Raw genomic sequence first — 23,438 nt, 5'->3', positions numbered from 1 at the left:
ATAGAGTCGCGTACATCAGGTGTTCACCGGGGTCTCCCGGAGGCATCTCGCCTCTCTGGTTGAGGAGTTGGCAGGAGAGTGGCAGGCCGTGGTCGAGGGGCGTCGTCACGAAGCTCGCGGCGGGGCCAGGAAGCGTTTCGCGTACGCCCAGGCCGAGGGCATCGAGCTGCGGTTGGACGCCACCGAGGTCCAGGTGCGTCGGCGCCCCGGCTGCCGCGGCGAGCGCCGTGAGTTCGTCTCTGGCAAGAAGAAACAGAACACGTTGAAGGCCAACGAAGGTATCGGCACCTGTTTCCGGCACTTCCGCGACGCGGAGGTCCTCCTGGACGACGGCTACCTCGGGCTCCGCCGCGATCATCCCGCCCAGGCGGCGACCCCGCCCAGGCGGCGACCCCGCCCAGGCGGCGACCCCGCCCAGGCGGCGACCCCGGCCAGGCGGTGACCCCGCCCAGGGAAGGGAAACAAGATCAGCCCGCCCGAGGTCCCCGAAGCCGGCCTACGAGCCCGGCACATGGAACGCGCGTAGAGAGCGCACAACACTCATTGCCGCCCCACCTGCTGCCGGCGTGCTGCCTCACAACCAGCCGCGGCGGGCCGCGATCACTCCGGCCTGGAAGCGGTTGGCGGCGCCGAGGAGGTCGTGCAGGCGGCTGATGCGGCGGCGCATGGTGCGGACGGACCAGCCGAGCTGGCGGGCTATCGCCTCGTCCTTGAGGCCGCTGACCAGGAGGGTGAGGACGAGTCGGTCCTCCTCGCCGAGGGGATCCTCGGCGGGGGCGTTGAGCGGCAGGGCCTGCTTCCAGCACATTTCCCAGTAGCTGGTGAGGGCATCGAGCAGCGTGGACGGGCGGATCACCGCAGCACGGACGCCGTTGAGGTCGAGGGAGAGCGGCATCAGGGCGAGCTTGCGGTCGGCGATGGCGAGTTTGATGCCCAGGCCGGGCATGACGCGGGCCTGTTCGCCGTGCCGGACCAGCTCGCGGATGTCGTCGAGGACGCCCGGCCATTCCAAGGCCTCGGGAGCGTAGACCGCGCGGTACCGTACGCCGCGGCCGAGCGCCGACGCCTCCACCGGGTTGGAGGTGGTCAGGGCGTACGGCGGCCGGTCCAACGTCATCACGTCCTCGTGGGCCTCCTGTTGAAGGCGGACGAACCAGCGGCCGAGCGCCTCACTGCCGGTGGTGATCTCCACCTCGTCCTCATACGTCGCGCCGGTGCGCGCGGCGGCGAAGAGCCGGGACAGTTCGTCGGCCGCCGAACGGACCCGCTCCAGCTCATTGCTTCTGGCCCGCACCAGCGCCTCGACAGCGGCGCCCGGCTCGATCGCGGCGTACCGGCGGCGGGAACCGGCGAGACGGCCGACCAGCCCGTGGTCGCGGAGCCGGTCCAGCGCCCTGACGACGCGCTCGGCCGAACAGCCGAGATCCGCGGTGAGTTCGGCGGGCGCCGCCGTCCGCCGGGTCAGGACGGCGCGGTAGACGCTCTCGTCGAACGGATCGATGCCTGCCGCCGTGAGTTGCGGTGTCTCGGGAGTCATGGACGGATGGTGGCCCAGTTGTGCCAGCGACAGCAATGGGCCACGAAGATCAGTTGTGCGACAAGTGCCCTCACCGCTAAGACCTTTACGCATGGCAATGAAGTCACGAAGATCGCGTCATGCCGCCCTCGCCGCCGTGGTTCTCGCCAGTACGCTGGCGGCGATACCGGCTGCCGCCGACGCGTCCACGCCCGACCCGTCGCAACGAGTGCTCGTCGAACTCTCCGGGAAACCCGCGGTCACCGCCGCACCTGGTGGATCGCTGCTCTCCGCCGAGGCCGCCCGTGGCGTCGGTCCAGCCCGCCGCGCACTCGACGCGCGGCAAGAGACGTTCCTCGGCTCGGCGAAGAGCGCCGGGCTGCACCCTTCGGCCACCCGCAAACTGGGTCTGCTCGTCGACGCCGTGGCAATGACGGTGCCCGCGTCCGAGGTGGGGCGGCTGTCGTCGCTGCCGGGCGTCACCGCCGTCCGCCCCGACACCCGGGTACTGACGAAGACGGACGTGAGCGTGCCGCTGATCGGAGCCCCCGGCGTCTGGCAGCGCAAGGACCCGGCCGGAATCCGCGTCACCGGCAAGGGGATCACCGTCGCGGTCCTGGACAGCGGCGTGGACTACAGCCACCCCGACCTGGGCGGCGGACTCGGCAAGGGGCACAAGGTCGTTGGCGGGCACGACTTCGTCAACAACGACGAGGATCCGATGGACGACAACGGCCACGGTACCCATGTCGCCGGCATCATCGCCGGCAAGGCAGCCGAGAAGGGCGGCGTCACCGGCGTGGCGCCCGACGCGAATCTGCTGGCCTACAAGGTGATGGATGCCGACGGCTCCGGCTACACCTCGGACATCATCGCGGGAATCGAGGCGGCCTCCGATCCGGCCAACCCGCACCGCGCCGATGTCATCAACATGAGCCTCGGCGGTCCCGGCGACGGAACCGACCCGCTGGGCCGTGCCGCGACCGCGGCCGTACGAGCCGGTGTGGTCGTGGTGGCCGCGGCCGGCAACGACGGACCGGGCGCGGGTACGGTCAGCAGCCCCGGCACGGCCGACGGTGTGGTCTCGGTCGGCGCGTCGACAAGCAATGTCCGGCTGCCCAGCGCCTATCTGGCGGGCAGGAAACCCGAGCTGATCCAGAGCTACCGCGGGATCCTGTCGGCGAACCCGCCGGAGCAGCCCGTCACGGCGCCGCTCGTCGATGTCGGCGAGGGCACCGCCGAGGACTGGAAGCGGGTCGGCGACGTACGCGGAAAGATCGTACGGGCGCAGATGCTCGTCGCGGCCGATGCCCAGTACCTGACGGCGAGCGCCGTGGAGTGGGCGCAGGAGGCGGAGAAGCGCGGTGCGATCGCCGTGCTGGCCGGGCTGCCCTCCAGCGACGGCCCGGTGTTCGCCGCCGGAGCGCCGGGCGAGGTCCGGCCGCCGGAGGTGAACCCCGAGCGGGGAGTGGCCCAGGCTCCGGCATCGCCCGCGCGGATCGACGCCTCCGGCGACTCGCTGCGGATGGACCACCTGGTGGTCATGGGCATCGACCCGACCCAGTACACGGAGCTGAGCACCCGGCTCGCTGCCGGGAAGGTGTCGGTGACGCTACGGGGCACCGACACCACCGACCAGATCGCCTCGTTCTCCTCACGCGGCCCCGCACCGGACTTCGGCCTGAAGCCCGACCTGGTCGCGCCGGGCGTGGAGATCCGCTCCACCATTCCCAAGTCGCTGTACGGGCCCGGCCAGTACCGCATGTCGGGCACGTCGATGGCGGCCCCGCACGTCGCCGGCGCCGCGGCCCTGCTGCGCCAGCTGCACCCCGACCAGGCGCCCGCCGAGATCAGGTCCGAGCTGATCGGCACCGCGAAGCCGCTGAGCGGCACCGGGCCCACGACACAGGGCTCGGGCCGGCTCGATGTGGCCTCGGCCGCCTCGGCCACGGTCAGCGCCTCACCGGCGTCGGTGTCGTTCGGGCTCGCCGATCTGTCCCGGCGTCATGTCGGCGGCATCGCTGAGGTGACGCTGCGGAACTCCGGCAAGCGCCCGGTCACCACCTCGCTGCGGACCGACGGACCGGCCACGGTCTCGCCGAAGCGGGTCACCGTACCGCCCGGGAGGACCGCGACCGTCACGGTCTCGCTGCGCGTCGCCCGGCCGGCCGCCGACACCGGGATCAGCGGCCGTCTCACGGCGACTCCTGACCAGGGACCGGTGATCGGGGTGCCCTATCTGCTCGTCGTCCGGCATCTGGCCGTCCAGGCCGCGCCCGACCCGAGCGACGGTCACTCGACCGTACACATCGCCCCGCCGACCGACCTGGCCGCACCGCCGGTCGTCACCGTCACCCCGCCGCGCGGCAAGGCCGTCGAGTACGCTTCCACCCTCGATCCCGCCAACGGCTACTACCGGGCCGAGGTGACCGGCAGCGTGACCGGCGCCTACCGGGTCTCGGTACGTGGCACCGCCGGCACCGGACAGCGGCTCACCGGCGCCGGCGCCTTCGAGGTCACCCCGGTCGACAGTCGCAGGGATCGCTGGCAACCGGTCGGCCCCAACAGTGAGGCCGGTTCCGTCGCCCTCTCGCCGAGCCGGCCGAAGCAGGCCGTCCTCACCCAGTACCAGAAGGCGGCTCCCTGGCTGACCACCGACAACGGCGTCTCCTGGCGCCAGTTGGGACGGCTGCCGGTCGCGGACGGCACGGGGCCGCTCGTGGTGGACGCGGGAAATCCCGACCGCTGGTGGTACGCCGTGAACAGCGTCCACGACGGCAGCCGCCGGGGCACTCTCCTGCGTACCGATGACAACGGCCGCACCTGGCGCACACTCGACGTCCCGGACACCCGCGTCGCGGCGCTCGCCGCCGATGAACGGACCCGCACCCTGGTCGCGGTCACCTCGGACGCACTGCTGGTCAGCACGGACGCGGGCGACCACTGGACGACGTATCCGACCGGTGTCACCGGCACCGTTACCGCCGCCGCCGTCACTGGTGACACCCTCTACCTGACGACCAGTCACGGCGTCTGGGCACGCTCCGGCATCGGCTCGGGCACCCCCGGCGACGCACGCCTGCTCCTCGACGAGTCCGGCGGAACCGTCGGCGGGATGGCCGCCGACGCCTCGGTCGTGGCGGTGTACGTCCCGGGCAGGGGAGTTGTCGGCTCCCGTGACAGCGGGAAGACCTGGACCACCTTGCTGTCCATGGCTGAAGGCGGCCTCGACCTGACCGCCTCGGGTGGCGACCTGTACCTGAGCACGGTGTCCGGCAAGGGCCGTCTCAGCCGCGACCACGGGCAGACGTGGACCGAGGTCGCCGTGCCGTCGCGCGCGGCGCTGCCGATGGACTACGACCGCTGGGCCGACGGCTCCGTCACCGTCTCCAGCGAGCAGGACGGTCTCTACCGGGGTGCCGCGGACGGCACCGGATACCGACGGATCGGCGTCCAGGGACTGACCGTCAACGATCTCGCGGTCAGTGACGGCCAGCTGCTCGCGGCGACCGAGAGCGCGGTCTACCGCACCGCCCTTCCCGTCGCGAGCCCGGAATGGGGCCGGTCGGGCGGCGAGGGCAAGAGGGGCGTCGGCGTCCCGCAGCTCTCCGTGTCGGCCAAGGACCCGAAGGTGGTCTGGAAGGTACGGCGCACCGGGTACGGCGCGTTCACCGTCGAGCGCAGCGGCGATGGCGGTGCCACCTGGGAGAAGAGGGGAAGTTCGGCGGAGGTGCCGACGGCGCTCCTGGTTCACCCCGCCGATCCGGACCGGGTCGTGGTCAGCTTCCAAAGCCTCCAGGGACCTGGGCTGTTCGCCACCAGCGACGGTGGCGCGACGTGGAAGAACCTCTACCACGAGCGTTCCTTCGACACCATCGTGGGCGACCCCGCGAACCCGCTGCGCCTGTGGCTCGGGAACACCGCCGGTCTCTACCGGTCCGACGACGGCGGGGTAACGGTCACCAAGGTCGCCGAAGGCCCGGTGACCGCGATCGAACTCGACGGACGGCGTCTCGTCATCGGTGGCGAGAACGTCCGCGTCAGCACCGACGGCGGCCGGACCTTCCGCACCGCGGACACCGGCGCTCTCGCGATCCATGTCTCCGATCTGCTGCGGGTCAAGGACACGCTCTACGCGGCCACCACCAGTTCCGGGGCCAGCGGCCTCCTGCAAGGCGGCCGTGGCGTACTGCGCAGCACCGACCACGGTCTGAGCTGGCACAACATCTCCACCGGCCTGCAGAACACCGACACCACCAAACTGGCCGCAGGCCCCGAAGGCCGCACACTCTACGTCGGCACCGTCGACGGCGGCGTGCACCGTCTCAACCTGCGCCACTGATCGCTACGGACAGGGCGCCCGGACGGTTCCTCTGTCGGGGCGCCCTGTCCATGCGTTGACACGACCAGCAGATCAGCGATCCTTTCGCTCAGCCGCTCCGGGCCTCACCCGCACTTCCCAGCTCCATCGTGGGGAGTGGTCACAGCGGGCGATGCCGCGGTCCGAATCGGGGTAGGGCACGGGCGTTGGCGGTTCGCCGCCGTGCCCTACGCCCCGGACCACCTCGGCTCAGCCGAGCGCGTCCATCAGGGCGGTGACGTAGGCGTCCAGCCGCTCTTCCACGACGCGCGTCGTCAGCTCTTTCCTCCCGGCTTCCCGCCATGGCCGCCCCACCGACTGCACTTCTTCCGAGAACGCCAACGCGTCCCGCACCCACCAGTACAGCCGCTCGCTCGCGGCTGCGGCCAGCACCCCGCCGGCCTCCTCGTACGCCTCAGCGAACCGCAGACCCCACGCCGGGCCGTGCAGCAGCGCGAGGTTGGTGGAGCAGTGCGCCACATCGAGATCCGCCGGGCCCCAGGAGGTCTGTACCCAGTCGACGACCCCGGTGATCCGGGGAACTGCCGGGCCGGGGAGCGGCACGTCGAACAGCACGTTGCCGGGTTGGAAGTCCCGGTGCAGGAATCGCCCCTCGTACGGCGGCGCGGGCTCGCGGATCACGTCGATCGCCGCAGCCCATGCCGCCGCGTCGGCGTCCTTCGGCGTCACGACGGTGTCGGCAGTCGTCAACGCCACGTACTCGCGGGGCCGCTCGGCGGGTCGCAACGCGTGGATCGCCACCAGTTGACGGGCCAGCAGAGGGACTCGCGCCTCCACTCCCTCGTCATCGAGGACCGTCCGGCCCGTCAGATGTGTCATCAGGAGCGACGGATACTCGCAATGCGCGGCGGTCGGATCAGCCGCGACCAGTCCAGGAGCCGACACGCCTGCCCCCGCGAGCAGGGGCAGGACACCGGCCTCCGTTTTCAGCAGGTCCTCGGCGTGCTCCACGAAGAACGGGTCGACGAAGGTCCGCAGCACCAGGTCACGGGTGTCTCCTTCCCCCGTGCCGATGGTCAGCCGCCGCATTTCGGCGGTGATACCGCCGTGCAGCGCTTCGGTTCCGACGATCCGTTCGCCGGCCTTCAGGTGCCGGCTCACCCAGGCCAGGGTCAACGGTCGGACAGCCGCAGCCTCATCGTGGTTGGTCACCGTGCCACCCCATCATCCGGACGACGGCGCGCGCAAAAGCTTTTCACCGGAGGCGATGCCAACGCTGCTCTCTTCCTCGCCCATGCCCAGATGGCTCGCCGGGCGGGCGCCGGTCCGTCCGGCTCGCTACCCGTTGGCCGGGGGGCCAGGCGCCCCCGCCCGCAGTCCGTCCATGACCAGATCCAGCAGCCGTCCCGCTCGGGCCTGCCAGTCGGTGTGCGGGTCGACCAGCCACAGGCCCGCGATCGCCAGCATGAAGTCGTCGGGCGTGAGGCCGGGGCGGACGGTGCCCGCCTGCTCGTTCGCGTCGAGCAGCAGCGTGACCGCCTCCGTCAGTGGGCCGTGCGCCAGGTTTTTCAGGGTGCCGCGCGCGGTGGTCGCCTCACGCAGCGCGTCCGCCAGGCCTGCTTTGGCCATCGCGTACTGCGCGAGCCGGTCCATCCACTCGCGCAGCGCTTCCTCCGGCGGCCGCGTGCAGAGCAACTGGGCTGCCGTCTCGGCGACCTGCTGCACCTCGTACCGGTACACCTCCAGGACGAGCGCCTCCCTGCTGGGGAAGTTGCGGTAGAACGTGCCCTGTCCGACGCCCGCTTTCCGCGCGATCGAGCTCAGGGGCGCGTCCGCCGAGTGCGTCAGCTCGGCCAGGGCCACCTCGAGGATGCGCTCGCGATTGCGCTGCGCGTCCGAGCGGAGCGTGGCCTGCTTCTTCGGCTGCCGCACGCGTCCTCCTTCGGCCGTGGTGAAAAACGTCCTTGCTGAGCGGACAGTTGTCCACTACGTTCGTAGACCGCAGCGGACAGATGTCCGCTTCGGCTCGGTCCACCATAGCGGCGTCAGCGGCCGGCCCGACGCCGTTCCCCCCCCCGCCGCCGTACGTACTCGCGCTGATTCGCCTCGCACCGGATATGCGAAAGAAGGCTGTTCATGGCCCCAGCGGGCATCTCCACGTCCAGCTCGATCACCTTGCACGTCAACGGAGAGAAGTACACGCTGCCCGTCGATCACCGCACCACCCTGCTCGACGCCCTGCGCGAGCGGCTCGATCTGACCGGCACGAAGAAGGGATGCGACCAGGGGCAGTGCGGTGCCTGCACCGTTCTCGTCGACGGGCGCCGGGCCGTGTCCTGTCTGCAGCTCGCGGTCGCCGCAGAGGGGCGCGAGATCACCACCATCGAGGGCGTCGCGGACGGCGACGAACTGCACCCCGTACAGCAGGCGTTCGTCGAACTCGACGGGTTCCAGTGCGGCTACTGCACCCCCGGCCAGATCTGTTCGGCCCTCGGTGTGCTGCGGGAGCACGCTGCCGGCTGGCCGAGTGCCGCGACCGAGGACGTCCGGCCCGAGGCCGGACCGCCGGCTCTTACGCCTGAGGAGATCCGCGAACGGATGAGCGGCAACCTGTGCCGCTGCGGTGCGTACGTGTCGATCGTGCGGGCCGTCACGCAGGCCGCCGAACGCGCGAAGGAGCAAGTGGCGTGAAGGAGTTCGGATACGAGAGGGCGATCGACGTGCCGGGTGCCGTGGCGCTACTCGGCGCGGACCCCGAGGCACGCTTCCTCGGCGGCGGCACCAATCTCGTCGACCTGATGAGGGCGGGGGTGGAACGCCCCGGACGCCTGGTCGACGTACGCGAACTGCCCCTGGACCGCGTAGAGCCGACGAAGGACGGCGGGCTGCGGATCGGGGCCACCGTCACCAACAGCGACCTCGCCGCGCACCCCGAAGTGCGCCGTCGCTACCCGGCGTTGGCGCAGGCCGTGCTCGCCGGGGCGTCCGGGCAGCTGCGCAATATGGCGACCGTCGGCGGGAATCTGCTGCAGCGCACCCGCTGCGGCTACTTCACCGACGTCAGCAAACCGTGCAACAAACGGGACCCCGGCAGTGGCTGCCCCGCCGTCGCGGGCGAGCACCACAACCACGCGATCCTCGGCGCGAGCGAGGCATGCGTGGCCGTGCACCCGTCCGACATGGGCGTCGCGCTCACAGCGTTCGACGCCGTCGTGCACTTCCGAACCGCCGACGGGGAAGGCGAGGTGGCGCTCGACGACCTCTACCGGCCCGTGGGCGACACCCCGCACCTGGAGACCACGCTGCCGGCCGGCGCACTCATCACCGGGGTTGCTCTGCCGTCCGCACCCCTTGCCGCCCGCTCCCGCTACCGCAAGGTCCGCGAGCGCGCCTCGTACGCCTTCGCCATCGGGTCCGTCGCCGCTGCCCTCGACGTCCGTGACGGCGTCGTACGGGACGTGCGGCTGGCCTTCGGCGCGGTCGCGTCCCGGCCGTGGCGGGCCCGCACCGCGGAGCGCGCGCTGATCGGCTCGCCCGCGGACGGGGCGGCGTTCACGGCCGCGGCCGACGCCGAGCTCGCGGCGGCCAGGCCGCTGCCGCACAACGCGTACAAGGTGCCACTGATGCGCAACCTCGTCGTGGCACTGCTCACCGAACTGAACGAGGAGGCGCCCCGGTGACCACAGCGACAACGGCGACGACGGCGACGACGGCGTCCACCGCGGCGCAGCCGCACGCGGTGGGTGTCGCGCACACCCGCATCGAAGCACGCGACAAGGTCACCGGCGCCGCCCGCTACGCGGGCGAGATCCCCTTCACCGAACTCGCGCACGGCTGGCTGGTGCTGTCGACCGTGGCGCGCGGCAGCGTCCGCTCGATCGGCGAGGACGCGGTCCGCGCCCTGCCCGGGGTGCTCAGCGTCCTGCACCACGGGAACGCGCCGCGCGTCAAGGACGACGTCATCGGCGCGCTCGGCCGGCCCGACCCGATCGTCGAGGTCTTCCAGCACGACCGGGTGCCGCACGCGGGCTGGCCCGTCGCGCTGGTCGTCGCCGAAACGTCCGAACAGGCCAGGGAGGCCGCCGAGGCGCTCGTCGTCGAGTACGACGAGGAGCCGCACGACATCGCCTTCCACGCCGACAGGCCAGGTATCTACACCCCGCAGGACATGGAGGCCACCAAGGGCGACCTGGACACCCAACTCGCCGCCTCCGACGTGGTGGTGGACGCCGCGTACACCACGCCCGAGCAGCACCACACGGCCATGGAACCGCACGCGGTGACGGCGCGCTGGCACGACGGGCGCCTGCAGGTCTTCGACTCCAACCAGGGCAGCAAGTGGATCGCCGACGACCTCGCCGGCCTGTTCTCCCTCGACCCCGCTGCCGTCCACGTACGCTCCGAACACGTCGGCGGCGCCTTCGGCTCCAAAGGGCTGCGTGCGCACCACGTGGCCGCGGTGATGGCCGCGACCGAACTGCACCGGCCGGTGCGTGTGGTGTTGACCCGGCGTCAGGTGTTCGCCACCACCGGGTACCGCAGCCCCACCGTGCAGCGCGTGCGGCTCGGCGCCGACCCGGACGGGCGGCTGCGTGCCTTCGGGCACGAGAACCTGAACCTCACCTCGAACCTGCGCGAGTTCGTCGAGGGGAGTGCCGCGTTCGGGCGCACCATGTACGACGCCGACGCCCACCACACCGTCAACCGGGTCGTGCCCGTGGACGTCGCGACGCCCACGTGGATGCGGGCGCCCGGCGAGGCGCCGGGCTCGTTCGCCGTGGAGTCGGCGCTCGACGAACTCGCCGAACGGCTCGGCATGGACCCGATCGCCCTGCGCGCCCGCAACGAACCGGCGGTAGGGCCCATGTCGGGCCTGCCGTTCAGCAGCCGCCGTCTCATCGGCTGCTTCGAGGACGGCGCGAGCCGCTTCGGCTGGGCGGACCGCGACCCGCGCCCGCGGATGCGCCGCGACGGCCGCTGGCTCCTGGGCACCGGTACGGCCGCCTCCACGTTCCCCGCCGGTGCGGTCCCTTCCACGGCGTCCGTGACCGCCGAACCGGACGGCACCTTCACCGTCAGGATCACCGCGGCCGACGTCGGTACCGGTGCCCGCACGGCTCTGACCCTCATCGCCGCGGACGCGCTCGACGTGACGCCCGAGCGGGTGCGGGTGCGGATCGCCGACAGCGACTTCGGGCCCGCCTGGGTCGCGGGCGGCTCCATGGGCACGCGATCCTGGGGCTGGGCCGTCATAGCAGCCGCCCGCGACCTGCGCGAACGCCTGCCGCTGACCAGCGGCGAGATCCCGGACGGCGGAATCACGGCCCGCACGGACACCGCCGAGCTGATCGCGGCCCTCGCCAAGAAGGAGCGTTACGCGTACGGCGCGCAGTTCGCCGAGGTCGCCGTGGACGTGGCCACGGGGGAGGTGCGGGTACGACGCATGCTGGGCGTGTTCGCCGCCGGACGCATCATCAACCCGCTCACCGCCCGCAGCCAGTTCGTCGGCGGCATGACATGGGGCATTTCCATGGCCCTGCACGAGGAAGCGGTACGCGACGAAGCGTCCGGCGGGCACGTCGGCGCCGACCTGGCGGGCTACCACGTCGCCGCGCACGCCGATGTGCCGGACATCCAGGCCGAGTGGATCGACGACCCGGACCCCGACGACCCCGTCGGGATCAAGGGCGTCGGCGAGATCGGCATCGTCGGCACTGCCGCCGCCATCGCCAACGCGGTGTGGCACGCGACCGGCGTCCGACAGCGCGATCTGCCGATCCGGCCCGACCGGGTACTGCTCGCCGAGGCGCGGCGGGATGCTTGACCTCGCTGCCGAGCTGAGCCAATGGGCCGCGCAGGGACGGGAGTTCGCCGTCGCCACCGTCGTCTCGGTGAGCGGCAGCGCACCCCGGCCGCCCGGCGCGGCCCTGGCGGTCGACTCCGCCGGGGAGGTCATCGGCTCCGTCTCCGGCGGCTGCGTCGAGGGCGCGGTCTACGAGCTGTGCATCGAGGCCCTGCAGGACGGGAGGGTGCGCAGGGAGCGCTTCGGTTACAGCGACGACGACGCGTTCGCGGTGGGGCTGACCTGCGGCGGCGCCGTGGAGGTGCATGTCGTTCCGGTACGGTCCGACTCGCCGTGCCGTACGACGGTACGGGCGGCGCTCACCGCTGCGGCGCGCGGCGAACCGGTGGCACTCGCCCGAGTACTCGACGGAGCGGGCGAACTCACGGGCGCGGCCGAGCTGTTGCTGGTCCGGCCCGACGGCTCGTACACCAGCGGCCTCGGCTCGGGCGACGACCCCGGGCTCGCGGCACAGGCCCGCGCCCTGCTCGACCTCGGGCGGACCGGGGTGTGCGAGGTGCCGGAGAGCTCGGCCCGGTGCGGCGGCGACGTCACCCTGTTCGTCGAGTCGAACGTGCCACCCGCCCGGATGATCGTGTTCGGCGCGGTGGACTTCGCGGGCGCGCTGGTACGGGTCGGCAAGCTCCTCGGTTTCCACGTGACGCTGTGCGACGCGCGGGGAGTGTTCGCGACGCGGACCCGTTTCCCGGAGGCCGACGAGGTGGTCGTGGAATGGCCGGACCGCTATCTGCGCGACACGGCCACCGACGAGCGGACGGTGCTGTGCGTCCTCACGCACGATGCCAAGTTCGATGTACCGCTGCTGGAAGTGGCGCTTCGGCTGCCCGTCGCGTACGTCGGCGCGATGGGGTCGCGCCGCACGCACGAGGACCGCCTGGTCCGACTGCGGGAGGCCGGGGTGTCGAAGCGCCAACTGGCCAGGCTGCGCTCGCCGATCGGCCTGGACCTGGGCGGTCGTACACCCGAGGAGACAGCCGTGTCGATCGGCGCCGAGATCGTCGCGGTGCGGCGCGGTGGAAGCGGGCTGCCGCTGGCCGGGGAGCGGGGGCCGATCCACGGAGGCGGCGACGAGTAGCCCGTACGACCCCGGGGCGGGAATCCCGGGAGGCCGCTCGGGTACCGAGAACCGACCACGTGTTGCGACGATCCCTCCCGCCCGCTGCGACGGAGCGGCAGCGGGCGGATGTTGTGCAGTTATGCGGATGCTCGCGCTCGTTGTCGGGAGCCCACCGTTCCTTGCCTGGGTCTCCCGTGTGGAGAAGATCCGGATGAAGGCAGTTGCAGGGAGTGTCGAGCATCCGCGCCCAGCAGTACCCGGCTCACCCGGTCGTCGACTGGTGGGTCTCGGCGGGGGCAGGCCGCGGTCGACGAGGTTACGAACCCTCCGTGAACGCGGTGGCGTGGTCGGTGGCCCATTGGCGAAACGTTCGCGGCGCCGTCCCGAGGATGTCGGCCACCGCAGTGGTGATGTACGCGGGCTGTCCGACCGCCGCGCTCCACGCGGCGAGCAGCATGTCGACGACCGAGCTGGGCGCCGTACCCTCCGACAGGCTTCGGAACTCGTCCGGTGTCATCTCCTCGAATGCGATCCGGCGCCCCAGGGAGTCACCGATGACGCCCACCTGCGCGGCTTGGGTCAGCGACTCGGGGCCCGTGAGGACGTAGTCGCTTCCGACGTATCCGTCCTGATAGAGCGTCCGCGCCGCGACAGCTGCGACGTCGCGGTCGTCGACCGGTGCCGTCTCGGCAGCGCCGTAGGGCCACCGGACGACCTCGCCGGCCCGGATCGTGGGCGTCCACCAGGCCAGCGAGTTCGACGCGAGCATCCCCGGCCGGATGATCGTCGACTCGAGTCCGGTGGCCGCGATGAGCCGCTCGATGTCGGCGTGCAGTGCCGCCATGGGATTGGGCTGCTGGAAAAAGGGGTGCGGCGTCTGGTGAGGGGAGGAGAGGAGGACGACTCGTCGCACGTGGGCTGCCAGCCGCTCGACGACCGCCGCGGCCGTCCGAGGCGGGGCGGTCCAGACGAGGAAGACCGCGCCGGCGCCGTTCAATGCCGGGTCGAGCGTCTCGGGCGCAGTGAGGTCGCCGGTGAAGACCTCGACCTTCGCCGGCAGCGTGGCCGCCGCCTCGGAACGATGGGTGAGGGCACGGACCGGCACGTCCGCGTCGAGAAGTTGGTCGATGACGATACGGCCGATCCGGCCCGTCGCCCCGGTGACGAGCACGGGAGGAATGTGCATCCGATTCATGCCGCCCATGAAAACGTTACTCGGTTAAAAAAGCAACTCGGTTACGAATGTTATCCTGGTCAGATGAGCGAGCCGACGGGGCTGCGGGCCCGCAAGAAGGAGCGGACGCGCGACGCCATCGGCGACGCGGCCGTTTCGCTGTTCCTGGAGCGCGGCTTCGACCGGGTCTCGGTCAACGACATCGCCGCGGCGGCCGAGATCTCCAAGCCGACCCTCTTCCGGTACTTCCCCACCAAGGAAGACCTGGTGCTGCACCGGTTCGCCGACCACCAGGGCGAGGCGGCACGCGTCGTACGTGACCGCGGGCCCGGCATCAAGCCGGTGACGGCGCTGCACCGGCACTTCCGGGCCGGCCTCGACCGGTACGACCCCGTCACCGGCCTCAACGATCATCCCGAGGTAGTGGCGTTCCACCGGCTGGTGTTCACCACACCGAGCCTGGCGGGACGGCTCACGCGGTACCAACTGGAGGACGAGGAGGCACTGGCGGGCGCCCTCGGCGAAGGCATCCAGGCGCGTCTGCGAGCCGCCCAGGTACTCGCGGTCCAACGGGTGCTCGCTCGGACGAACTGGCAGAAGATCGCCGACGGTCGAACCGCCCACGACGTCCTCCCCGAGGCCGTAGCCGACGCCGACCAGGCATTCGACCAACTGCGGTGAGAGACGGCGCTTCCGGTCGAAGAGGGCCCCGCGGCCCGGTACACGCGTCGCCCCGGGCCTGGTCAGGCCGCTTCCACGGAGCTGGCGGCCCGGACTCCAGCTGATCGGTTCCAAGGGGTCTCCGGACACCCGTAAGCGGTTTCGCTCCGGCGGATCGGGTTGCGAGAGTGTGGCCATGAGTGACGTTGTGATCCGGCGGGCCGAATTCGACGACGCGCCTGCGCTGGCAGCCATGCGCTGGCGGTTCAAGGTGGAGGACGGCGGAGTTGAAGTCCCGCAGGACGAAGAGGGGTTCACCGCCGAGTGCGAGCGGTGGTTGCGTTCTCGGATGGCCGGGCCGTGGCGTGTCTGGCTCGCGGAAGTGGGCGGCCGGCCTTGTGGTCACGTGTTCGTGTGCCTCGTGGAGAAGGTCCCGAGTCCCTACCCGGACTCCGATGCCCTCGGTTACGTGACGAACTTCTACGTCACCCCGGAGCAGCGCAACCGAGGCCTGGGCAAGACCCTGCTCGACGAGGTCACCCGCGATGCGCGCACCCACGGCCTGGACACGTTGATCGTGTGGCCGTCCGAACGCAGTGCGCCGCTGTACCGGCGCTGCGGGTTCGGCGGACCTGACGAGCTCCTCGAACAGCCCATCGCGCCCAACTGAGCAAACTCTCACGGTGGCTGCGCCGACGCGGCTCGGGCATCGAACTGACCAACTGGGCGCCGTTCGCCCGGACCTGATCCCGGGGCGCAGTCAGCGAGGCGGCAGCGCGTGGGACAGCCGCTCGCAGGTGCAGAAGGTGGCCGAGACGCCGGTAGGACCCCGTCAGGTCGCTGCGGTTCTTGAGTTCTGGCTGGTGGTGGGAGGTGGGCTACGGGGCCGCCCCGTGCGGCCGTAGTCGCACGGGGCGGCCCGGGGGCTTCAGCTGAGATGGGCCTCAGCGAAAAGCGGCGATGCTCCGGGCGACCCAGTCGGCGAAGGGGCTCGGGGCGCGGCCGAGGACTCGTTCCACGTCCGAGCTGATCTGTAGTTCGGCCTGGTTCGGGGCGGCGATGATGTCCAGGGTGTCGTCGGCGAGCTCCGGCGGCACGAACTGGGTCATCGCGGCCTTGGCCTCCTCGCGGGTCAGTTCGTGGAACCGCACCGGCGAGCCGAGCGCGGTGGCGATGGCCTCCGCCTGCTGACGTGGCGTGATCACCTCGGGCCCGGTCAGCTCGAAGACTCCGCCGGCGTGCCGGTCGTCCAGCAGGCAGGCCGCTGCGACCTCGGCGATGTCCACCGGGTCGACGACCGGAACCCCGATGTCGCCGAAGGGTGCGGCGACCGTACCTTGCGTGCGGACGGAATCCGCCCAGGCCAAAGCGTTGGAGGCGAAGCCGCCCGGTCGCAGGACGGCCCAGTCCAGGCCGGACTCTCTCAAGGCGTCCTCCACCGCGCGCAGCGCGATCCGTGACGGGCCGAGCGGCCTGGTCGCCACGCCCTGCGAAGACAGCAGGACAACCCGGCGCACCCCGCTGGCCGCAGCCAGGTCGATGATGTCGGTCGGCCTGGCTCCGGGGGCGTGCAGATCGCCGGACAGCAGGAGGAACAGCGCCTTCGCCCCGTCCAACGCGGGGGTGAGGCTTGTCAGCTCGGCCAGATCGGCCGCCACATGCCTGACTCCGTCCGGCACCGCCGCTGCGTGCCGTGACACCGCCATCACCTGCTCGCCCGCCTCGGCCAGGACCTGCGTCAAAGGTCGGCCCACATTCCCGGTAGCTCCGGTCACCACGATCATGCTCTGCTCCTAGTCCGTTGTGCACTGAGGTAATTGAGGCTAGGAGGCGAGCTTATTTTTCGTAAGAACATACCCAGAGGTAAGCTCCGAACATGAGGGAAGGCGCGCAGCTTACGCAGGCCGAGACAGGCAATCGGTATGAGGTGTTTCACACCGACTGCCCTGCACGCGACATGGTCGACCACGTGACCAGCAGGTGGGGTATCTGGGTGCTGATCTCCTTGCGGAGCAACGATCTTCGGTTTTTCGAGATGCGCGACAGCATCCAGGGCATCAGCGAGAAGATGCTCGCTCAGACACTGCGCGCACTGGTCCATGACGGGCTGGTCTGGCGGGAGGTCGAGCCGACGATGCCGCCCCAAGTCACCTACGGGCTCACTGAGTTCGGCCAGGACGTTGGTGAGCCACTGACGGACTTGTTCGACCGGATCACACAGCGGCTGACGCCCAGCGGAGCGTCCGCCACGGAGCGGCTCAGCGCAACAGGTCAAGCGGAGCAGGTCACCGCCCCAGGCCCTCGACAGCTGGACCATCTCGACGACGAACACTGACCGTGACGGCAGAAGGATTCGTGCGTATCCCCAGCACGAGCACGAGCACGAGCACGAGCACGGGTCAGTGGCAGAAGCTCGCGCCACCGACACACCGGAAGCCACCCGCCGGACGGCATCGAACTCGGCGCGCTGACCGGTGACGTCATCGCGCTGCATCACCGGCACGAGCTGCACTCGGACGAAGAAGCCCCCTACGCGGTGAAGCTGTACGGGACCGATGACCGGTCGACCAGGCAGCGGACCTCGCCGGGTTCCGATCCTCCTGAGGCACCCGCCCTCGACAGTCCGCGAGACCTGGTTCCTCAACCCCGAAGCGGGCAATACCTTGCGCACCGCACCCAATATGGCGAGATCGTGCCAGCTATATAGCGAGGTCGTGCCAGGCGCAGGCGAGGAGCCGGACACCGACTGCCGCCGGGACTGACAGTCTCGGATCGAATGGAGGGCATCGAGAGTGGCCGAGGATGAGCCTTGGACAGGTGACGATCAAGATCAGCGCCCCGGATGCGTCCGCTGCGCCCGCGGTCGTGTTGGGGCACGTCCCGGGACAACCGGCGGATGGCAGACTTCCCGGGCGCGGTGCCGGGGCGGCCGTTCTTGCCTGGCCACCCCGGCACCGGAGGCGGGCCCTTAGGGAAGCACTTCCTCCGTCACCTCGATGTGGCCCTGGTCCGGGTCGATGACGCCGCCGAGGCGCTGGAAGGCGCCATCGGTGAGGTCGAGGCACTTGGGTTCCTGCGGGGTCTGGGTGAAGGTGCCACGGTCGTTGATGCGGACGACGAGGGACGCGCCGTTCGCGTTGTTGGTGACCTTCACCCGGGTGTTGAAGGGGAGTTGCGGGTCACGGGAGAGGGAGGTCGCCGCGGTGTCCGCGTTGTTGTCGAAGATTTCGCCGCTGGCGGTGTAGGAGCCGGGCGGGATGGGGCCGTAGTGCGTCGCCCAGCAGGTGTCGGCGAGCCGGACGGCGGGCACGGCGGAGCTGGGCGGCGCCGTGACGACCACCGCGGCGAGGGCGGTGAGGCCGATGGCCAGCCGGGCGAGAGGGAGTGAGCGGATCATGGTCGCTTCCTTTCCGGAGCGGGAATGCGGGACAGGGCTGCGGCTCAACCCGCCGCGCGGTAGGCGGCACCCACCTGCGTGGCGGTCGTGCCGTTGTACAGTCCGGTGCCGTCGCCGCGGCTGGTGGAGAGCGTGAACCAGGCGTACCGTTCGACGAACGGCAAGCCCTGGAGCATGGCCGTCGACTGCTGCACGAAGGCCGCCTGCTGCTCCTGCGTCGGGTACCGCGGCGTGCCGGACGAGAAATCGATGAGGGCGTACTCGGTGAGCCAGAGCGGTTTGTGGTGGCGGTCGTAGGTGGCCTGGAGGTAGCCGCGCAACTGGTTGGTGGCGTTGGTGGCGTTGAAGTCGGCGCCGTACCAGTGGACGGGCAGGAAATCGACCTTGAGGCTGCGGCTGGTGGCGCCCCGGAGGAACTGGCCGAGCCAGCCGTCGGCGGTGTCCGCGCCGGTGGCCACCGCGGGCGCGCCGAGCCGCAGGCCCGTCGACTGCAACCGGGGCCACAAATCGAGGGCTTGCTGCACGGTCATGACCGCCTGCCCTGGATGGTCGGGCTCGTTGAAGCCGAGCAGGATCGTGCCCTGCTGCTTGGCCTGGTTCAACTCGGCGTCGGTCACCGAGCCCGGCCCCCAGATCATCGGGACGAACTCGACGCCATGGGGCGCGGCGATCCCTGACCTGCCCGAGGACCAGGTGTAGAACCAGCCGACCCCGGAATCGGCCAGGTCTTGGGCGACGCCGTCGAAACTCCAGGTGCTTGCGCCCTTCTTCTTCACGCCGGCGGCTTCCGGAATCGCGATCCGGTCCGTCGCCGGGGCGCCGTTCGGGGCTTGGGCCGCCGCGGCGCGGCCGGTGGCCGAGAGCGCGAGCGGCGCCGCCAGCGCGGCGGTGAGGATGCTCCTTCTGCGCATGGTGCGTTCCCGTCCGTTCAGGCGCCGCGGTGGAATTCGACCGTGAAGCCGCTGCACCGGCTGCACTGCTGCATGACCTGGTTGCCCGGCTCCTTGTCCTGCTTCGACCAGCCGTACGCCTTCGGGCAGTTGGTGGCGATCATGTCGCTGTAGGGGGTCTTGGCGTCGCGGTTCGGGCTGGTGCACAACTTCGGCGTGCCGTCGCTCCACCGTGTCAGGTTGTCGGCGGGACACTTCGGCAGCAGATCTTCGGGGCAGCCCACCGCGCCGCAGCCGCCACCGGAGCCGGACACCTCGGTGGGCGTGATCATGATCGGCACGGAGAAGGCGTTGACGTAGCTCACGTCGTACCAAGGCGCCAGTCCGTCACCGCGGTCGAAGTTGAACTCGGCGAGACTGACCGGCTGTTCACCGGTATTCGGCGCGCAGTGGTCGGCGAAGACACCGCAGTCGCCCAGCTCGCAGTGGAAGTTGCTGCCGGACTGGCCGCCGCACCCCATACGGGCGAAGAACTTGCCGCGCCAGTAGCCGGGGGCCGCGTCCTCCGGGACGGCCACCGTCGCCGACTGCCCGGGTTCCAGGACCGGCAACGATCCGAAGTTCTTGGAACCGTCGGCGTTGACGGTGCTGCCGACCCAGATCTTCTTGCCGGTGCTGTTGACGAACGTCACCGTGTGGGCGGTCACGGTGGCCGCGGCCGGGGCGGCTCTGCCGAGCGCCGTACTTGTGGCCGACTTCGCCTGGGGCCGGGCGCCCGTGTGCGAGGGGGCCAGCATCAGCAGGGCGGCGGCCACGGCGATCGTGGCCGCCAGAGTACTCAAGGCCTTGCGCAAAGGTCCTCCGTCGAAAGTGCGGTGGGGGATGGGGAGTCGGGGCCGGGCCGGTCACACTGCTGGGCGCGGCGAGCATCGGTACGACATGCGGCGCCCGGGGCGCGTCGCGACGGGCGGCGAGTCAAGATCCGGACCGTCTTCGGGCCAGCACCCCACCGCTCGCCTCGATCCGGACGAACCCGCTGATGTCGTACTCGCCGAAGATGCCGGGCTTCTGCCAGGGCCCGGAAGAAGGCGCCTGACCTGTTCTTCTGTCCGGCTGGTGCCCTCGTACAGGCCTTGCCCAATTCGTCGGGTTCGACTCGGATGAGCGCGACGAAAGGAAGTGCTTCTCGATTCGCTCCTGGCCGACGAGGATCCAGGCCCGTACCGCCTTCGAGCGATCCGGACGCCGGAAGGTGAACCTCCTGAAACCGTCGGCCCCGGGAGCCATCGGCAGTCCGTTGCCGCACCCCGTCAGTCCATCGGACATACGCCTCCTCGCATCCACAGGCCAATCGCGAAGCCCGTACGACCAAGGGGCCGACACGCGATCACACCGTTGCTGACTCGCCCGGAACAGATCCTGCACACTCCACACCCTTCGGAAACAGCCGCAGCAGGGGTGCACATGAGTTCGGCTACCTAAATCCCACTCGGACTGCTTTCGGACTGCCTCAGACATATGAAGTTCAGGCCGCACATCCCGCTATACGTTTTCGCAGACCCCCTTCCTGGGGCGGGCAGCGACCTGTTCAAGGTCTCCGCTTGTGCGGTCGGTGTCCTGTCCATGGGGTTCAGGTACCGAAGCCGTGTCACGCGTGTGCTGACGGTGGCAGTCGCGCTCGCCGTCGTCGGTGGTGTCACTGCCGCGGCTAATCAGACGCAGCACAACAAGGTGCGCGAGACGGGGCTGACCGGCACGGCCAAGCTGTACCGCAAGGCCGGGGACGACATCCATTTCACGTTCGACGCCCACGGCCTTGTGGGAAAGGCCCATGGCACGTTCAGCTTCAGCCACTACGGCGGGAAGATCGGCACGGGCGGCGGCTACGCCACCGGGCGCACGCCGTACGCCCCGCCCCGGGCTCCGGCCGAACTCCTCGCCCAGCTGCGCGCCGACCGGCGCGCCGTGCAGTGGGTGCCGGTCTTCGAGCGGGAGTCGGGTGTCACCGAGATACGCACCAAAGGGGCCACGGGATGATCTTGAAGCCTGATCCGCTCGGATTACGTGCGGCGACGTGCAGCGGGGTCGCGTCCGGCGACGTGCCGGGCGGCCGAGTCGACGCCGGGACGGGCGTACCGCTCCAGGGAGCGGACGGAGGTGTGGCGGGAGCGGGCCAGCAGCATCGGGGTAGAGGTGCCGTCCTCGGCGTCGTGCGTCAGGGCACTGTGACGTAGCCGATGCAGCGTCCAGCCGTCCAGATCCTCGATGTCGTCGGGTGAGGCGAGGGGGTTGGCCACCAGCCGGGTGTTCTCCTCGAAGATCTCCTCAGCGCGGTGGTAGGAGAGCCGGGCCCGGCCGGTCTCCGGGCACACGTCGAGCGTCGGTGTTCCGTCGTAGAACATCTTCCACTGCGTCTTCTCCTGGAGCGCGACGTCGAGGCGCCACAGGGCGGCGATCTGGTTCTCCGCGAAGCTTGGTGCGGTGCGGCGGTGCCGGCCGCCGCTCGATGCCGATCGTGGGATCGCCGTCGATCCAGCCTTGACGCTGCCACCAGCCGATCGCCTTGCGGGCGATGCACAGTTCACGGTTGACGGTGCCGGCGTCCTATCCCGTCCGCCCGCGCGGCGGCCAGCTCGGCCAGGACTTCCGGCAGTGCCGCTTCGTGACGCCCGCGCCGGTGAGGTAGCGCTCGACCGCCGCGGTGTACGACGCGGGCGGGGCGGACAGCGGTACGACCCGCCCGCGCGGCAACCGAAGCGCGCCCCCGCTCCCGAGCTCGGTCACCGGTTCGATCGTCACGCCGTCCCACCCTTCCGGCACTGCCGCAGCAAATGCGTACACCTCGCACCGGCGGCCGGAATGCCCCGTCGCAGGTCGCGGTGATCACGGTAGGGCTCCGCCGCAGTAAATCCGGCATCTACTGCGATAGTCCTGCGGAAGTGCGGGAGTCACAGACAGCAGGCCTCGTAGTCCTAGCTCGGACACGAGAGAGCAAGTAACCCGTCGGTAGGTTTTCGCGAGTCCACCTGCGTCGACGGACGCCCGGGTCGCGCTCGTCAAGGTGCTGGGCAGCCGCGCCGACGCCGGGCCGGACGCACCTCTCCCGGGGAACGCCCCTGCTCTCCGGCGTGGCCGTCCAAGCGGCCCTTGTCCTGCACCTCAACGCCTCCGCACAGATGCGCCGGGCAGGCCGTGCAGCCCATTTATTGCAAACATCTTGTAATTGCAAGTAACAAGCAGAAGGCTAGGTCAGTCCTTACTGTCGACCCAGGAGGCGGAGCCCCGTCATGCCTAAACTGATGCCGGATTCCGGCCCACAGCGCGTCATCGCCGCCTCGAACTTTGTCTACACCGTCGGCAGCGGCCTCTATCTGACCGCTGGGGTCCTGTACTTCACCGAGGCAGTCCACCTTCCGGCAACCCAGGTGGGCCTCGGACTTGGCATTGCCGGTGTCGTCTCGCTGGCCGTGGGCATCGCTGTCGGTCATCTCGCGGACCGGCACGGAGCACGCGGCGTCTACGCGATCACCCTCGTCGTCCAAGCGCTGGCCACTGCCGGCTTCGTACTGGCAGACGGCTTCTGGCCGTTCGTCATCGCGGTAGGCACGGCCACCGGCGCCAAAGCGGCCGGATTGGCCGCACGCAGTCCGCTCATCAGGCACTACGGAGGGGACCGACCGCAGGAATTCCGCGCCTATCTCCGCGCCGTGACCAACGTAGGCATCTCCCTCGGTGCCCTGCTGGCGGGCTGGGCCGTCCAGGTGGGCACCCTCCCCGCCTACCAACTCCTGGTCATCGGCAACGCGGTTGCCTTCGCGGCTTCTGCAGCAATCCTGATCTACCTTCCGCCGGTCAAACCTGTCCCCTCCGCCGGCGCCCCCCGCTGGATCGCCCTGCGGGACCGCCCTTACCTCCTGCTCACCGCTCTCGACGGCATCATGGCTGTCCAGTTCAAGGTGCTCACGGTAGCCATCCCGCTCTGGCTGGTTACGGCCACCACCGCCCCGCGCTGGCTCATCTCGGGCACGATGCTCATCAACACCACCATCGTCATTGCGTTGCAGATACGAGCCAGCCGTAGCGTCAATTCCCCAGCTGCCGGCGGAACCGCCTACCGCCGAGCGGGCGTGGCCTTCCTCGTCTCCTGCTCACTGATCTCCCTGTCTGCGGGGATACCGGCGTGGGCTGCTGCCACGCTTCTCCTGGCCGCGATGGTGATCCACACCATCGGCGAGCTGTGGCACTCCGCCGCGGGCTTCGAAGTGTCCTTCGCCCTCGCCCCACAGCATGCCACCGGCCAGTACCTCGGAGTGTTTGGCTTGGGTGCCGGACTGGCTGAAGCCCTCGGGCCGAGCCTGCTCATCTCACTCTGCATCACTTGGGGCCGCCCCGGGTGGTACGTCGTAGGGGCGCTGTTCACCCTGACGGGCCTGGCAGCACCACTCGCCGTCCGCTGGGCACAACGCCACCAGCAAGCTCAGCAGATACACCCAGAAGTCGCGTGGAAGGAAGCGGCCGCCTGAAAGAGGTGGCTTCTGGCGCCGCTTCGGTTGTACGGAT

At 70.3% G+C, this 23,438-nt stretch carries 20 protein-coding genes and 1 pseudogene; 11 read left to right on the top strand and 10 right to left on the bottom strand.

The window, feature by feature from the left end; translation table 11 throughout:
* Positions 1 to 19: 19 nt before the first annotated feature.
* Positions 20 to 412, top strand: a pseudogene (locus NBY69_RS14890) (IS5/IS1182 family transposase); the annotation flags it as partial.
* Between the two features lie 162 nt (positions 413 to 574).
* On the opposite strand, the gene NBY69_RS14885 reads toward NBY69_RS14890, so the two are convergent.
* Complete coding sequence (locus tag NBY69_RS14885) at positions 575 to 1,537, bottom strand: helix-turn-helix domain-containing protein (protein WP_250301382.1); 963 nt, start codon at positions 1,535 to 1,537, stop codon at positions 575 to 577.
* A gap of 97 nt (positions 1,538 to 1,634) precedes the next feature.
* Here NBY69_RS14885 and NBY69_RS14880 point away from each other — a divergent pair, with 97 nt between their 5' ends.
* Positions 1,635 to 5,858 carry a S8 family serine peptidase gene (locus NBY69_RS14880; RefSeq protein WP_284348112.1) on the top strand — a complete coding sequence of 1,408 codons (4,224 nt, stop codon included), beginning with the start codon at positions 1,635 to 1,637 and terminating at the stop codon, positions 5,856 to 5,858.
* A 228-nt stretch (positions 5,859 to 6,086) separates the two neighbouring features.
* Here the strand turns inward: NBY69_RS14880 and NBY69_RS14875 are convergent, their stop codons facing one another.
* Together NBY69_RS14875 and NBY69_RS14870 are read right to left on the bottom strand one after the other, a co-directional pair.
* Positions 6,087 to 6,998 (bottom strand): phosphotransferase family protein, encoded by a 912-nt coding sequence (locus NBY69_RS14875; RefSeq protein ID WP_250301381.1) that lies wholly within the window; start codon positions 6,996 to 6,998, stop codon positions 6,087 to 6,089.
* Between the two features lie 177 nt (positions 6,999 to 7,175).
* Positions 7,176 to 7,769, bottom strand: coding sequence for a TetR/AcrR family transcriptional regulator (locus NBY69_RS14870; protein WP_250301380.1), 594 nt, complete (start codon positions 7,767 to 7,769; stop codon positions 7,176 to 7,178).
* A 204-nt stretch (positions 7,770 to 7,973) separates the two neighbouring features.
* Here NBY69_RS14870 and NBY69_RS14865 point away from each other — a divergent pair, with 204 nt between their 5' ends.
* Genes NBY69_RS14865 through NBY69_RS14850 form a run of 4 tightly spaced genes read left to right on the top strand, consistent with a single transcriptional unit; the run spans position 7,974 to position 12,775 of the window.
* The gene (locus NBY69_RS14865) at positions 7,974 to 8,528 is read left to right on the top strand and encodes a (2Fe-2S)-binding protein (protein ID WP_250301379.1); all 555 of its coding nucleotides are present in this window, start codon (positions 7,974 to 7,976) and stop codon (positions 8,526 to 8,528) included.
* Positions 8,525 to 9,517, top strand: a complete 993-nt coding sequence (locus NBY69_RS14860) for a xanthine dehydrogenase family protein subunit M (RefSeq protein ID WP_250301378.1) — start codon at positions 8,525 to 8,527, stop codon at positions 9,515 to 9,517. The genes NBY69_RS14865 and NBY69_RS14860 overlap by 4 nt, the downstream gene beginning before the upstream one ends.
* Complete coding sequence (locus tag NBY69_RS14855) at positions 9,514 to 11,661, top strand: xanthine dehydrogenase family protein molybdopterin-binding subunit (RefSeq protein ID WP_250301377.1); 2,148 nt, start codon at positions 9,514 to 9,516, stop codon at positions 11,659 to 11,661. Before NBY69_RS14860 ends, NBY69_RS14855 begins: the two co-directional genes overlap by 4 nt.
* Positions 11,654 to 12,775, top strand: a complete 1,122-nt coding sequence (locus NBY69_RS14850; RefSeq protein ID WP_250301376.1) for an XdhC/CoxI family protein — start codon at positions 11,654 to 11,656, stop codon at positions 12,773 to 12,775. The genes NBY69_RS14855 and NBY69_RS14850 overlap by 8 nt, the downstream gene beginning before the upstream one ends.
* Before the next feature lie 298 nt (positions 12,776 to 13,073).
* On the opposite strand, the gene NBY69_RS14845 is transcribed toward NBY69_RS14850, so the two are convergent.
* Positions 13,074 to 13,952, bottom strand: coding sequence for an NAD(P)H-binding protein (locus NBY69_RS14845; RefSeq protein WP_250301375.1), 879 nt, complete (start codon positions 13,950 to 13,952; stop codon positions 13,074 to 13,076).
* A gap of 63 nt (positions 13,953 to 14,015) precedes the next feature.
* On the opposite strand from NBY69_RS14845, the gene NBY69_RS14840 reads away from it, so the two are divergent.
* The gene (locus NBY69_RS14840) at positions 14,016 to 14,612 is read left to right on the top strand and encodes a TetR/AcrR family transcriptional regulator (RefSeq protein WP_250301374.1); all 597 of its coding nucleotides are present in this window, start codon (positions 14,016 to 14,018) and stop codon (positions 14,610 to 14,612) included.
* 175 nt (positions 14,613 to 14,787) lie between these two features.
* Complete coding sequence (locus tag NBY69_RS14835; protein ID WP_250301373.1) at positions 14,788 to 15,261, top strand: GNAT family N-acetyltransferase; 474 nt, start codon at positions 14,788 to 14,790, stop codon at positions 15,259 to 15,261.
* A 274-nt stretch (positions 15,262 to 15,535) separates the two neighbouring features.
* Here the strand turns inward: NBY69_RS14835 and NBY69_RS14830 are convergent, their stop codons facing one another.
* Complete coding sequence (locus tag NBY69_RS14830) at positions 15,536 to 16,375, bottom strand: SDR family oxidoreductase (RefSeq protein WP_250301372.1); 840 nt, start codon at positions 16,373 to 16,375, stop codon at positions 15,536 to 15,538.
* Positions 16,376 to 16,467: 92 nt separating this feature from the next.
* Here NBY69_RS14830 and NBY69_RS14825 point away from each other — a divergent pair, with 92 nt between their 5' ends.
* Positions 16,468 to 16,926 carry a helix-turn-helix domain-containing protein gene (locus NBY69_RS14825; RefSeq protein ID WP_250301371.1) on the top strand — a complete coding sequence of 153 codons (459 nt, stop codon included), beginning with the start codon at positions 16,468 to 16,470 and terminating at the stop codon, positions 16,924 to 16,926.
* Between the two features lie 633 nt (positions 16,927 to 17,559).
* Here NBY69_RS14825 and NBY69_RS14820 read toward each other — a convergent pair.
* From NBY69_RS14820 to NBY69_RS14810, 3 genes are read right to left on the bottom strand one after another with little or no spacing between them, the layout of a single operon-like run.
* Positions 17,560 to 17,988 (bottom strand): septal ring lytic transglycosylase RlpA family protein, encoded by a 429-nt coding sequence (locus tag NBY69_RS14820; protein ID WP_250301370.1) that lies wholly within the window; start codon positions 17,986 to 17,988, stop codon positions 17,560 to 17,562.
* A 44-nt stretch (positions 17,989 to 18,032) separates the two neighbouring features.
* Positions 18,033 to 18,899 carry a glycoside hydrolase family protein gene (locus tag NBY69_RS14815; RefSeq protein WP_250301369.1) on the bottom strand — a complete coding sequence of 289 codons (867 nt, stop codon included), beginning with the start codon at positions 18,897 to 18,899 and terminating at the stop codon, positions 18,033 to 18,035.
* A 17-nt stretch (positions 18,900 to 18,916) separates the two neighbouring features.
* Positions 18,917 to 19,720, bottom strand: coding sequence for a thaumatin family protein (locus tag NBY69_RS14810; protein WP_250301368.1), 804 nt, complete (start codon positions 19,718 to 19,720; stop codon positions 18,917 to 18,919).
* An 814-nt stretch (positions 19,721 to 20,534) separates the two neighbouring features.
* Between NBY69_RS14810 and NBY69_RS14805 the strand changes: the two genes are divergently transcribed.
* The gene (locus NBY69_RS14805) at positions 20,535 to 20,915 is read left to right on the top strand and encodes a hypothetical protein (RefSeq protein ID WP_250301772.1); all 381 of its coding nucleotides are present in this window, start codon (positions 20,535 to 20,537) and stop codon (positions 20,913 to 20,915) included.
* A gap of 23 nt (positions 20,916 to 20,938) precedes the next feature.
* Here NBY69_RS14805 and NBY69_RS14800 read toward each other — a convergent pair whose 3' ends face one another.
* The gene (locus NBY69_RS14800) at positions 20,939 to 21,463 is read right to left on the bottom strand and encodes a hypothetical protein (protein WP_250301367.1); all 525 of its coding nucleotides are present in this window, start codon (positions 21,461 to 21,463) and stop codon (positions 20,939 to 20,941) included.
* 19 nt (positions 21,464 to 21,482) lie between these two features.
* The gene (locus NBY69_RS14795; RefSeq protein WP_250301366.1) at positions 21,483 to 21,677 is read right to left on the bottom strand and encodes a hypothetical protein; all 195 of its coding nucleotides are present in this window, start codon (positions 21,675 to 21,677) and stop codon (positions 21,483 to 21,485) included.
* A 488-nt stretch (positions 21,678 to 22,165) separates the two neighbouring features.
* On the opposite strand from NBY69_RS14795, the gene NBY69_RS14790 reads away from it, so the two are divergent.
* A complete protein-coding gene (locus tag NBY69_RS14790) occupies positions 22,166 to 23,401 on the top strand; it encodes an MFS transporter (protein ID WP_250301365.1) in 1,236 nt (411 codons plus the stop codon).
* The last annotated feature ends 37 nt before the right edge of the window (positions 23,402 to 23,438 follow it).

It is taken from the genome of Streptomyces sp. A 4/2, assembly GCF_940670765.1.
Lineage (GTDB): Bacteria > Actinomycetota > Actinomycetes > Streptomycetales > Streptomycetaceae > Streptomyces.
Note: the sequence above shows the minus strand (reverse complement) of the source record. Positions and strands in the feature narration are given on the sequence as shown.

Excerpts from the sequence above, each read along its gene's own strand:
- NBY69_RS14845 (WP_250301375.1), bottom strand. The coding sequence starts at position 13,952 with ATGAATCGGATGCACATTCCTCCCGTGCTCGTCACCGGGGCGACGGGC.
- NBY69_RS14865 (WP_250301379.1), top strand. The coding sequence starts at position 7,974 with ATGGCCCCAGCGGGCATCTCCACGTCCAGCTCGATCACCTTGCACGTC.
- NBY69_RS14830 (WP_250301372.1), bottom strand. The coding sequence starts at position 16,375 with ATGATCGTGGTGACCGGAGCTACCGGGAATGTGGGCCGACCTTTGACG.
- NBY69_RS14885 (WP_250301382.1), bottom strand. The coding sequence starts at position 1,537 with ATGACTCCCGAGACACCGCAACTCACGGCGGCAGGCATCGATCCGTTC.
- NBY69_RS14825 (WP_250301371.1), top strand. The coding sequence starts at position 16,468 with ATGAGGGAAGGCGCGCAGCTTACGCAGGCCGAGACAGGCAATCGGTAT.
- NBY69_RS14850 (WP_250301376.1), top strand. The coding sequence starts at position 11,654 with ATGCTTGACCTCGCTGCCGAGCTGAGCCAATGGGCCGCGCAGGGACGG.
- NBY69_RS14815 (WP_250301369.1), bottom strand. The coding sequence starts at position 18,899 with ATGCGCAGAAGGAGCATCCTCACCGCCGCGCTGGCGGCGCCGCTCGCG.
- NBY69_RS14840 (WP_250301374.1), top strand. The coding sequence starts at position 14,016 with ATGAGCGAGCCGACGGGGCTGCGGGCCCGCAAGAAGGAGCGGACGCGC.
- NBY69_RS14820 (WP_250301370.1), bottom strand. The coding sequence starts at position 17,988 with ATGATCCGCTCACTCCCTCTCGCCCGGCTGGCCATCGGCCTCACCGCC.
- NBY69_RS14790 (WP_250301365.1), top strand. The coding sequence starts at position 22,166 with ATGCCTAAACTGATGCCGGATTCCGGCCCACAGCGCGTCATCGCCGCC.
- NBY69_RS14880 (WP_284348112.1), top strand. The coding sequence starts at position 1,635 with ATGAAGTCACGAAGATCGCGTCATGCCGCCCTCGCCGCCGTGGTTCTC.
- NBY69_RS14835 (WP_250301373.1), top strand. The coding sequence starts at position 14,788 with ATGAGTGACGTTGTGATCCGGCGGGCCGAATTCGACGACGCGCCTGCG.